The organism is Pseudodesulfovibrio sp. JC047, from assembly GCF_010468615.1.
In the GTDB taxonomy this organism is placed as follows: domain Bacteria; phylum Desulfobacterota; class Desulfovibrionia; order Desulfovibrionales; family Desulfovibrionaceae; genus Pseudodesulfovibrio.
On the sequence record NZ_WUEH01000007.1, the window covers coordinates 128,924 to 141,109 of the forward strand.

8 protein-coding genes are annotated in these 12,186 nt (G+C 50.5%); 1 reads left to right on the forward strand and 7 read right to left on the reverse strand.

Annotated elements, in window-relative coordinates; all coding sequences use genetic code 11:
- Positions 1-149: 149 nt before the first annotated feature.
- The 6 genes from fdhF to GO013_RS06505 all read right to left on the reverse strand — a co-directional run bounded on the left by fdhF (position 150) and on the right by GO013_RS06505 (position 9,883).
- Positions 150-2,912 carry a formate dehydrogenase subunit alpha gene (fdhF, locus tag GO013_RS17215; RefSeq protein WP_163809354.1) on the reverse strand — a complete coding sequence of 921 codons (2,763 nt, stop codon included), beginning with the start codon at positions 2,910-2,912 and terminating at the stop codon, positions 150-152.
- A gap of 52 nt (positions 2,913-2,964) precedes the next feature.
- Entirely contained in the window at positions 2,965-3,480 is a 516-nt protein-coding gene (locus tag GO013_RS06485) for a hypothetical protein (protein ID WP_163809356.1), read from the reverse strand.
- Positions 3,481-3,609: 129 nt separating this feature from the next.
- Positions 3,610-4,602 carry an urea transporter gene (yut, locus tag GO013_RS06490; RefSeq protein ID WP_163809358.1) on the reverse strand — a complete coding sequence of 331 codons (993 nt, stop codon included), beginning with the start codon at positions 4,600-4,602 and terminating at the stop codon, positions 3,610-3,612.
- A gap of 39 nt (positions 4,603-4,641) precedes the next feature.
- Positions 4,642-4,875 carry a zinc ribbon domain-containing protein gene (locus GO013_RS06495; protein ID WP_163809360.1) on the reverse strand — a complete coding sequence of 78 codons (234 nt, stop codon included), beginning with the start codon at positions 4,873-4,875 and terminating at the stop codon, positions 4,642-4,644.
- A gap of 381 nt (positions 4,876-5,256) precedes the next feature.
- A complete protein-coding gene (locus GO013_RS06500) occupies positions 5,257-6,690 on the reverse strand; it encodes a sigma-54 dependent transcriptional regulator (protein ID WP_163809362.1) in 1,434 nt (477 codons plus the stop codon).
- 19 nt (positions 6,691-6,709) lie between these two features.
- Entirely contained in the window at positions 6,710-9,883 is a 3,174-nt protein-coding gene (locus tag GO013_RS06505; protein WP_163809364.1) for an ATP-binding protein, read from the reverse strand.
- A 675-nt stretch (positions 9,884-10,558) separates the two neighbouring features.
- On the opposite strand from GO013_RS06505, the gene GO013_RS06510 reads away from it, so the two are divergent.
- Complete coding sequence (locus GO013_RS06510) at positions 10,559-11,563, forward strand: formamidase (RefSeq protein ID WP_163809366.1); 1,005 nt, start codon at positions 10,559-10,561, stop codon at positions 11,561-11,563.
- A 306-nt stretch (positions 11,564-11,869) separates the two neighbouring features.
- Here the strand turns inward: GO013_RS06510 and GO013_RS17380 are convergent, their stop codons facing one another.
- Positions 11,870-11,998, reverse strand: coding sequence for a hypothetical protein (locus GO013_RS17380; protein ID WP_275406330.1), 129 nt, complete (start codon positions 11,996-11,998; stop codon positions 11,870-11,872).
- Positions 11,999-12,186: the final 188 nt, after the last annotated feature.

Genomic DNA, 12,186 nt, shown 5'->3' on the forward strand with positions numbered 1-12,186 from the left:
TACCCCAATTGAACGAGGCCTTCATGGACATAGATCACTCCAGGTCCGCGGGAGTTTATCGCTGACCTGGAGTGATGTGTGGCGAACAGGCACGATGCCCCCCCGGCCTGTTCGCCCATAACGGTGCCTACAAAATCGTTGTGCGCTTTTTATGGCGCAGGATAATCGATCCTGACGGAACAGGCTTTGTATTCTGCGGTGTCGGAAATCGGATCCGACGCCGAGTTGGTGAGCCAGTTTGAATTGTTTGCATAGAAGTGGAAAGCCATCCAGACCATACCTTCAGGGACTTCCGATGTCACATTGGCCCGAACCGTAATGGTGCCACGCCGGGATGTGAGTTGGATCATCTCGCCGGTTTTGAACCCGAGCCGTTTGGCGTCTTCCGGTGCGATGTCGGCGATTTCCTCATCCAGCAACTCATTGAGTCCGATGGCATTGCCTGTTTGGGAACTGCAATTGTAATGATACAGTCGTCTGCCAGTGCTCAAGATGAGCGGGTATTCACTGTCAGGTGTTTCCGCTGGCGGTGTCCAGTCAACGGCCTGGAAGTGCGCTTTTTCGTCCTTGAATTTGATGTCGCGGAACAGTCGGGGTGTCTCTTTGAAGAGATGCGGTGTGCCCGGATGATGCGCGTGTGGCACCGGCCATTGCAATGAACCGTGTTCAAGGCGGTCATAGGAGATGCCGTTCAACATAGCGCATTGCGGTGCCATTTCGTTGTCCCAGATTTCTTGTGCGCAGGAGGATTCCCAGATATCGCCCATCCGTTTCGCCAGTTCGCGGAAAATCCACCAGTTTGGCCGGGCCTCTCCTGGAGGCGGGGACACTTTGCGAACACGGTTGACCCGACGTTCGGTATTGATGAATGTTCCGTCATCCTCACTCCATCCAGCGGACGGGAACACCACATCCGCATATTCGGTGGTCTTGGTGGGGAAGATGTCGTTGCAGACCATGAATTCGGCCGAAGAAAGGCAGTCATGGACATGATGCATATCCGGTTCCGTTGTCGCGGGATCTTCGCCAAAGACGTAGAATCCACGGACCTTGCCGGTTTTCAGCCCATCCAGCATGGCGGGAAGCCGTATGCCTTCCTTGGCCGGGAGTTCCGAGACATTCCAGGCCTTCTGGAATTTCCGACGAGCGGCGGGGTCTTCGACTTTTTCATAGCCGGGGAACGTGTCGGGCAATGCTCCGGCATCGCAGGCACCCTGAACGTTGTTTTGCCCGCGTAATGGATTGACGCCTCCACCTGGAATACCGATGTTCCCGAGTAACAGTTGCAGGTTGGCGCAACTGTAGACATTGTGCACGCCGGAGGTGTGCTCGGTGATTCCCAGTGTGTAGATGAGCATGGCCGGTTTGGATTCGGCGAGCAGATGCGCGAGATCCACGACCTGCTGTGCCGGTACGCCGGTGATTTTTTCCACTGCTTCGGGAGCATACCGTTTCACGGTCTTCTTGAGGTCATTGAATCCATCGACCCAATTCTTCACATAGTCCACATCATATAGTTCTTCGTTGATGAGCACGTGCATGATGGAGTTTATCAGCGCAACGTCAGAGCCAATTTCCAAACGCAAATGCATGGTGGCCCACTCAGTGAGCTTGGTCGCACGAGGGTCAATGACAACCAGTTTTTTGCCGTTTTCCACGGCATTGTGAACAAAGGTTGCGACAACCGGGTGTGCCACGGTCATGTTTGAACCGATGACGAGGATTGTTTCCGCCTTTTCAATATCTTCAAAGTTGTTGGACATGGCACCTGAACCGAGCATTGTCGTCAGACCGACGACTGTGGGCGCGTGTCAGGTTCGTGCGCAATGGTCGATGTTGTTCGTCCCGATGCTCCCCCTGAGCAACTTCTGCATGTTGTATGAATCTTCGGTGATGCTTCGGGCACAGCTCAAACCAGCGATGGCGTCCGGGCCTGATTCCTTGCGGATTTCCATGAATTTTGACGCGACCAGGTCAAGGGCCTCGTCCCAGGAGGCTTCCCGAAATTTCCCGTTTTCCTTGATGAGCGGTGTTTTGAGCCTGTTTTCGGAATAGATGAAGTCATAGCCGAAACGGCCTTTGACGCACAGTCTGCCCTTGTTGGGCAACACGTCTTCATCCGCAGTCACCTTGATGATCTTTTCATCCTTGACGTGCAGGGTCAGTTGACATCCGGTCCCGCAATATGGACAGGTTGTCTGGACTTTTTTGACTTTTTTTTTCGCGATTCCAAGGGCTTTCTTGTCGAAAAGCGCACCCACGGGACATGCTTCGACACATTGACCGCAATGCGTGCATTTGACCATATCGACAGACGGATGCCAGGTGCCTTTGTAGGCTTTGCGAGAAATGGCGTTTTGTCCGATATCCTGACAAACGGCGATGCATTGACCGCATTTGATGCACCGGCTGTAGTCCCGGGCGATAAAGGGGGAGTGGTTGTCCACAATGGGTGTTTCAATGGTCAGCGGAACGTCCTTGACCGCGACCTTGTGCTTGCCTGCCAGCTTTTGCAACGTGCATGAGCCTTTGGCCGGGCAATCATGGTCATGCCATTCCAGTTCCCGGGCTTCGAGATGGCCCGGAGCGCATTTGCCCTCAGGGAGTTTGGCGGAAAAACAGTTGTGTGCCCCCGTGGAAAAGATTGATGTCAGCTTTTCCTTGCGGGCTGCAAAGACCTTGGGAGATTCGGTTGTCAACGTCAATCCTTCCGAGGCAAGGGTTGTTGACGTGGAGATCAGCTCTCCGGTGGCAATGTTTTCCGCGACACTGAGTTCGCAGCAGGAATCGCAATTGCACACGTCTCCCTGGCACAGTGTCGGAATGTTGATTCCTGCTTCCGTGGCCGCTTCCAGGAGTGTCTGATTCTCTTTGAATTCGATCGGTGTGTCGTTGATGATAATGTATCGCATTGGCTATCCTTTGTCTGGTCTGGATGGTTCAATTTGAAGAAAGAACGTCGTTTCAGGACGCTTTTGTGAGCAGTGAAAAAAACGATTCCATGCAGTGTTCCGAGCAAAAATCATATGTTTCATCAATTCCACCTCCAGCGGGGACTTTGGTGAAGCTGCGGGTTTCTTTCGCCGCAGAATTAAAACGCATTCCACATTGATCGCAGGTCTTTATGTTGTTTGTGATAAACGCACTGACACAGTTCTCGGAACAGAGGGGAATGTCTCCCGGAGTCTCTCCATACATTCGTCTGCCACAGACTCGGCAGTAGATGGCTTCGTCGGGAGCCGTGTTGAGTGCCCCACCACACAGGGGGCAGAAATTCGAGGGCTTGGTTTGCAGTGTATGGTGACAGTGTGGACAGCTTGAACGCATCGGGGTCTTGCAATAGGGGCAGGCCTTTGGCGCGGATTGTTCGTCTGATTCGATCGAGTAAACATTGAAATACGAGTCCGGTTCGTGGGTCGTATTTAGGTGAGAACAGCGCGGATTGGTGCAATACATGTAGGTCGTGTGTTTTTTTTCCATGGCACATCTGCTTGAGTTGATGAGTGGGTGAAAAAAGGCTGGAAATGAGAGGCGATTCATCTCCAGCCTTTATGATAGCCGGGCCTTTGTGGGAGCAGTCGTCCTTTGTACTCCGGGGATTGTCTAAGGCTAAGGGTGCTTTAGGTTGTGTTCAGGAGTCCCGAGGACCGCTGCTGGAACCGCGGCTATGTGTTCAAAATCGTGACTGGCGAACATGAACATCCACGTGACGATGACAAATGGCCATGTCAGTGAAGGCATACCGATTGGAGCGAGGAGCACGCTGATCGATGCTTGGGCAATGGAGCCGATGATCATGCAGAATGTCGCGTACAGAAATGTTTTCCAGTTGAGATAGTAGAAGAGTCCGCCCATAGCGATGGCGCACAGGACCGAGTTATATCCATACAGGCCGAGGCGAAGCGGTGCTTCCGGTGATTGCATGACGAGCGCGGTCACCAGTCCGATCAGGGAACCGAAGATGGCAAAAAGGGCGGATATCCGGGAATTGACCGCGATGGCTATGATGAAAATGATGCCGGTGACCATGCTGTCTTCAAACATGACTTCGCCAATGCCCTTGGTTATTCCATCCATGAAGGTCATCACTGAAAGTGACCCGATTTCGACGGTGGCGTGAGGATCGGGAATCGAGATGCTCAGCAGGGAACCCGCCTGAAGAAAACCGAATTTTGAGGCACAGAACATCAGAATCCATGTGGCCAGAACAAACGGTGCGGTGAGTGCCGGCATTCCCCATTTGCCGAGGAAATTCGCGAGTGCGCTCATGATGACCGTGGTCAGGGCCGCATTGAGGACCACATAGATCAGCAGGTCGGGGCTGAAGACGAAATAGAATGGAAGCGCGATTCCGGCGAGTGTTCCGTTGAATCCGAAAAGACCGTTTTTAATCAGTCCCTTGTCCGCTCCAAGTGCCATGGCCGTCAGCGTGGAAGCGGCTGTCCCCAGCACGGCGCAGACGCCCAATTGCCAGGAATTGTAAAATATCCCGACAAAAAACAGAAATCCTGTCAGCGCGTTGTTTTGGAACATGACCTGTCCGCATCCGCGCAGACATGCGTCCACGAACCGACACAGTGGGGTTTTTTGCAGCACTTCCATAATTGTTCATCTCCTTGAAACGTGGTTGAGCAAGAGTGGTTACAGCGTTTGAGCCTTCAATTCCTTTTTGAGCTTGTCGCGCTCCTGCGACTTGTGCATCGCGCTCATCATGTTTTTCATCCAGTGGTCGGCATGACGGTACGTGGTCAGGGAAATGTATTTGTGGGTATCTGTTGAGCCACAGTGAGAACATTGGATTGCGTCATCGCACGAACCGGCGAGCACCTCGAAGTCGGTGTCACAGCCGTTGCAGTGCAGTTCATAGATAGGCATAGCTTGCTCCTTGAAAAGTTGTTGTTCTTCCTTTTGCGACAACTGTGCCACGATGTGTCGTTAGCTTAATTACCCGTTTTAATTATATAAAAACTATATTCCGAAAAGAGTCTGGAACACGAAGGGGTACAACGGATTTTGTTGTTTCCGGGACGGCCTCATGAAACGGGCGGACTGCAAGGATTTTGTCAGTACAACGAAATCAGTGACTACAAATTTTATTGTGAGAGTTGGGTCGGGCGTGATCGGAAAAAAACGGGGTATGTTTTTCAGAATGGAACATGACGAAAAACGCCAAAAGGGAGCGTGTCGTGGAGACGGTCCCTTTTGGCGTGTGGTGCGATGTGCGGTCTGTCGCGTGAGCGAGAGACTGGCGGGGGGTTATGCGTTCATTTTTTTCAATTTGAGGCTTAATGCCTGCTGTGAAATGCCGAGAATTCGTGCGGCCGCGCTCTGGTTGCCGCCAGACCGTTCCATGGCCGTGTGAATGAGCGTGGTCGAAATTTTGGTGACGACTTCCTTGAGCGGTGGGATTTTTTCCGGAGAGAAATTCAGGCTTTCCCAAGACTGTTCTTCTTCGGGGTGCGGAGTGTCCTGTTCCAGCAGATCTTCATTGATAATGTGCTTTTTGAAACTGGCGGAGGACAGCATTCGGGAACAGTGCTGACTCACTGCATCGCTGGCCATGGCCTTGAATTCGCGAATGTTTCCGGGAAAGGAGTAGGTTCGCAGAAAATTGATGAGTTCAGGATGGTAGGCCGGTTTCGTTTTTCCCTGCTCTGTTGCTTCACATTCGAGGAAATAGTCCAGCAACAAGGGAATATCTCCGAGCCGCTCCCGCAGCGGGGGCAGGGTCACCTGATGTCCAACCAGCCTATAATACAAATCTTCCCTGAATTTTTTACTTTTTTTCAAGGCTGTCAGGTTCTTTAAGGTGGAAGTCACCACCCGGACATTCGCTTTTTTGGGCAGATCGGATCCCACCGGAAAATATTCCTGCTCCTGCAATAGTCGGAGGAGCTTGACCTGTGAACTCAGACTGAGGTCCCCGATTTCATCGAGAAACAGCGTGCCGCCGTTGGCTTGTTCCACCAGCCCCTTCCGTGCCTTGTCCGCTCCTGTGAATGCGCCACGAACATGACCGAAGAGGGAGTCCGCAAATACCGGGTCGTCAAAGGCCGCCACGTTGACCGCGACGAATTCGCCAGTGCGATTGCTCAACTGATGAATGGCCTGGGCAATGAGTTCTTTGCCGGTACCGGTTTCTCCGGTGATGAGAATGGGGTTCTGGCTTCCGGCCACGGCTTCACAGTATTTGAAGATCGATAGCATTTTTGGGTCTTGCGTGAGTATCTTTGTGAATACTTCGGGGGCTTTCAGTTTTGTTTCGAGGATCTGTTCGCGAAGTCGTGCATTTTCCTGTTCCATGTCCCTGAATTCGAGGGTGCTTCGAATCCGTTTGGCCAGTTCATTTTTGTCAACGGGTTTGAAAATGTAATCTCGTGCCCCGTCCCGCATACACTGGATCACGGATTTTCCGTCGCTGACGGCTGAAACGATGATGATCGGGAGCCACGGGTATTTTTCCTTGAGCATCTTGAGCAGCGTCGGGCCGGAGATGTTTGGCATGACCATGTCGAGCAGGACAAGGCTCAGTGGGTTTTTTTCAACCATGGACATCACTTTTCGGCTGTCTTCACAGGTCATGACATTCGTGTACCCCGATGCAAACAGGGCCATTTCAAAACTTTGCAACGCAGATTTTTCATCATCGACAACAAGAATAGGATGTGAAGGGCATAAATGTTTTTTCATAATTCACCTCATTTACGATCTATTGAACTCGATTGGAGCTGGTGAATGACAAAGTGACACATGTGCCGTGTCCCTTTTTTGAGTCAATACTGATTTCACCGCCATGCTCCTTGATAATTCCCGCCGAAACAGACAACCCGAGACCGGTGCCTCCCCATTCTCTTTTGGTCGTGTAGAATGGATCGCGAACGTGCTTCAGATCTTCTTTTGCAATGCCGACTCCTTGATCGGTAATTTTGAAATAGATTTTTTCATTTATTGCGTATGTCTCTATGAGGATTGGGTCTTTTTTGCTGTTTAACGCCTGACAGGAGTTCTGAATCAGGTTGACGAGCACCTGCTCGATGCGGCGGAGGTCTCCGGTAAATGTCGGTAGTTCGTCACTGGTCAGGATGATGAAATTGTCCGTGCTGTTCTTGATTAGATTGGTGAGCAGCATGTGTGCCGATCTGAACGCCTTGTTGATGTCTACTTCGCCGTCCATTTTGACCGGAGATTGCCGAGAGTAGTCTTTCAGGTTTCGGACAATGGTGGACACTCGATCCGCCCCTTCATTGATGCCAAGAAGCAGTTTGGGGATACTTGTCTGGACGTAATCCAAAGGCAGGTTGCCGATCCAGATGTCATCATCATCCTGGTTTTGCTGACTCAGGTATTCCATCATGCCTTGCCAGATTTCATTCATTGTCTGTGAATTCAGGCTGATGAGGTTCAACGGGTTGTTGATTTCATGCGCCATTCCGGACACGAGAATACCAAGCGAAGCCATCTTGTCGGCCTGGTGGAGTGATTTGTAGCTTTGTTCAAGCTCTTTGGTCCGTTTATCGATTTTTTCTTCCAGACTTTCATTGAGATCTTTCAGCCGCTTCCGGTTTTCTTTCAGGGCCTTGTCCGCTTTTTTCTGACGGTTGATATCGTTGAGTAACCAGATGACGCCCTGGTTCGGATTGCCGGAATCAATGGCACTGATTGACAGCTTGCGCCATTCGCTTTCCGTCTCATTGAGTTGTAATGGCATTTCACAATTGTAATGGCGGCCTTGGCGAAGGAAGTCTTCGGAATCCCTTTTCACTCGGGCATAGAGTTTCTTATCGAGAAACAGTTCTTCTGTGGTCTTTGGACGTTTCGTCCCGCGTGGAATAAAGCAGATGTCAAGGAATCTGGTGTTGCACCATTTCAATTTCGACTTGACCACAAAGGCAATGCCAATGGTGGCATTTTCCAAAATCATTTTTTGCTGTTTACTTGTTTTATTAAGCTTTTCACTGATTCGTTTGCGAGCGTGAACTTCCTGTTCCAGTTCGTCGATCTGGAAGGCAAGCTCTTCCTCCACCTCGATTCGGCGTTCCTGTATGAGCGTGAACCACCAAACCCAGACGGCGATGATGAGCAGGGTAAAAATGTAGATGGTGATGACGTACCATTTGAAGTTCTGCCAGAGTTGATAGTCCGAGTGTTCGGACAGGAAAACGCTGGACGAAAAGATGACGCCGAGGACAACGGAGATGATCAGATAATGCTGGAGAAAACGTTTCGCTTTTTTCATGAAAGCTTCTCTGGGTGAGGGCGTCTGCTGCTTTTGTTGCTTCAAATCAACATGTTCGCACTTCCCACCGCAAATGCTGTCCAGAACGCAACACAGCGAGCAGATGTGACTATTGCGATTTGGGCAATAGACCATTTCATTTTGTCCGTATTCCTTTTCACAAATGGGACAGGTCATGATGCTGTCATTCTGGACCACGGTATTTTCACGCCGGATATAATATTTGCCTTTGGTGATGATGGCGACCAGCGGGGCGACGATAAAGGCGACGGAAAAGGCGATCAGCGTGGAAAAGGACTTTCCGTAGATGCCGAAAAGGCCGAAATAGGCGGGGATGGCCGTTGCCAGCGAAACAAGCAGGGAGATAATCCCGACGGGGTTGATATTATAGAGATATGCCCGTTTGTATTCTATTGTTTTGGGTGCGATGCCGAGCGGTTTTATGAGTGTCAGGTCCGCGACGATCGTTCCAATCCATGAAAGGGCGAAGATTGCATAAATGAACAGCATTGAGTGCATGGTTCGGAAAACACCTAATTGGGCGAAGAGAATGGACATGAGGATGTTGAATAACAGCCAGACCGCTCGTCCCGGGTGGCTTCCCGTGATCCGTGAAAAGAAGTTCGACCAGGCGAGTGATCCCGCATAGGCATTGGTCGCGTTGATTTTGACCTGACAGATGATAATGTAGATCGTCACCAGCAACAGCGCATAGTGGGGATTGTCGATCACGGTTTCGTAGACATTGAGATAGAGTTGGACCGTGTCGATTGTTTCGCCTGTGACGGTGTTTCCGGTCTCGATGAAAAGGACGACCAGAAAAGCCCCGCAGAGAATCTTGAGCGCGCCGATGACAATCCAGCCCGGACCGGCAGAGAGGACGGCCAGCCACCACTTGAAGGAATTCTCTTTTGTCTTGTCCGGCAGAAAACGAAGATAGTCAACTTGTTCACCTATTTGCGGGATAAGTGAAAAGAGCACGGAAAGGGCTGACCCAAAGAGGAACGGGTCAAATGCGCCAGTGCCAGCGTGGTTTTCATAGGACATCCATCGAGAAACGCTGTCCGGATCGGTGTAAATAATGATGGCTATTGGGGCAATCCATAAAAAAAGCCACAGAAATTGCGTATAGTTATGGAGTTTGTTGATGACGGTGATGCCGTAAAAGGAAAATGGGATGATAATCAGGGAACAGAACAGGTAGCCGATGGGGAGTGGGATATCAAAGCACAGGTACACAGCCTGTGCCATGATGGTTGTTTCGATCGCGAAAAAGATGATGGTGAAAAAGGCATAGATCAGTGATGTGATCGTGGAGCCGATGTACCCGAATCCTGCCCCTCGGGTGAGCAGGTCGATGTCGATGTTCTCTTTTGATGCGTGGTAGGCAATCGGAATGCCGGTAAGAAAGATGACGATTCCCAACGAGAGTATCGCCCAGAGTGAATTCGCGAATCCATAGTTTATTATAAGTAATGCGCCGATGGCTTCCAGTGCGAGAAAGGAGATTCCTCCCAGAGCGGTGCTGGCTATCTGCCATTCCGGCCAGCGTCTGAAACTTTTGCTGACCCGACGAAGAGAAAAATCTTCGATGGCGGTGTTTGTGACGAGCAGATTGTATGTTCGCTGTTGCCGGGGCGTTTTCAAAGCAGCTCCTTTTGTGACTGACGAGCACCCTTTGGGTCCATGACCGGAAACGTTACGATCATGTCCGTGGATGCGGTGAATTCTCACATTCGCAGAGAAGGCTCTGTGGCGAGAGGACATGTACTGTTCAAGACAATGTGATGGTGCGGATCTGCCTTCCTCCTGCAAAAGCCAGCCCAATCCATTTTTTATTCAGTGGACATGGTCTCGATGTCGTTCTTCCGTTTTATTTTTTCGTTATTTGTCGCTCGAGTACGTTATTTCTATAATCGAAACACCTTAAATCATTGACTAAATAGATATGATCTACATAGAGTGGATTGAAATTATTTTCAAGGTATCCGCTCAGAATACGTGTTTTGCACAGCAGTGAAATTCAGAACTCCTACCAACTTTGTTGTATCTACAATCGTACTTGTAGGACGAACAATGTGCGTTGTAGCGGCGTTTTTTGAGGGTCGGGCAGAGTGGCTGCACCATGTTTCTTGTAGGCTGGTCGTGTGAATTGAGTGCCGTGCTTTGTATTAAGTCTCAATATATTAATATGTTAAGACTATTTTAAGGTGTTGGCACGATACTGGCTTTAGGGTGAATGAGCGCTCGAGAGTCACTGTAATAAAGATTGTCACTAATTGCGATCTTCATAACAATTCACTAATTAATTGGAGGTTTTAAATGGGAAGCATCGGCAGCATGAATCGTCCGACTGAAGGTATGCTCATGGGATTGGTCCAGTATCCTGTGCCCATTGTTAACTCGCGCCGCGACATCGAAGCAAATATCGACAGAATTTGTGAAGCTACGGCGAACACCAAAGCCGGCTATCCCGGCATGGATCTCATCGTTTGGCCGGAATACAGCTCGCAGGGTCTGAATACAAAGAAATGGGTGAGCGACGAGTTCCTGCTTGATGTCGAAGGTCCTCTGTTCCAACGCTATGCCCAGACGTGTAAGGAAAATGACATTTGGGGATTGTTCTCGCTCATGGAGCGGAACCCCAACAAGGATCAGATGCCTTACAACACCGCCGTCATCTTCAATAACAAGGGTGAACTTGCTCTGAAATATCGCAAGTTGAATCCTTGGGTTCCCATTGAACCCTGGATGCCTGGTGACCTCGGCCAGCCCGTTTGTGACGGTCCTGGCGGTAGCAAGCTCTCTGTCTGTATCTGCCATGACGGCATGTTCCCGGAACAGGCTCGTGAAGCCGCGTACAAGGGCTGCAACGTCTACATCCGTATCTCCGGCTACAGCACCCAGGTCAATGACCAGTGGATGCTGACCAACCGTTCCAACGCATGGCAGAACCTGATGTACACCGCGTCCGTCAACCTCGCTGGTTACGATGGTGTCTTCTACTACTTTGGCGAAGGCCAGGTGTGCAACTTCGACGGAACCACCATCCAGCAGGGTCACCGTAACCCCTGGGAAATCGTCACCGCTGAAGTGTTCCCGAAAATGGCAGACCAGGCTCGCAAGGACTGGGGCCTGGAAAACAACATCTACAACCTTGGAACCCGTGGCTACGTCGCAGTTCCCGGTGGTGTGAAAGAATGCCCCTATACCTGGGTCAAGGACTTCGCAAAGGGCGAATACAGATTGCCTTGGGAAGATGAAATCAAGATTCAAGACGGTTCCATTTATGGATACCCGACAACTGGGGAACGTTTCGGCCTCTAGGCTGACCCAGTGACCATTTGAGTCGCCGGGATCTGTGAGGCCATACCTTCAAATCCCGGCTGATATCAAATGAAACGACATACGGCATAGCTACTCGGTGCATGCAGCTTGGCTGCATCTTGCACAAACGCCCGCGAATTGGTCATTCGCGGGCGTTTCGTTGTTCATGTTCCGTTTCTTTCGAGATAAAAACATGGCGCACGCCCAAACGGGAAATTGTACCCGGTCAAAAGAAGACCACATCAAGAGACCGCTCGTCAGGGCGAGTGGGTTCATGATCTGTTTGAAGAGGTGGAGCCGTGATACTTAAACGGAGTGCTTTTTCCTGAGCCACCCCTTGATGACGATTTCAATCAGAATGATTGTTCCGGGAACAGCGATTCCACCGCAGATGAAGCCTTTCCAGAAGGGAGAGAGAGTTGTCCACCAGTCCATGTCGTATCTCGCTTGGCGTCGTGCAATGTTGGAGCATGACCGAAGTGGATATGCACCGGCTCCACTCAGTCCTTGCCAAGTTTATTTTTTTCCAGTGTTTCACCATTTTTTATATAAAGTAAAGAAGATAAAAACTGCTTGGAGCTGGTCATTCTTTTCGCTGGAATGAGTGCTGTTTTATCCTATTT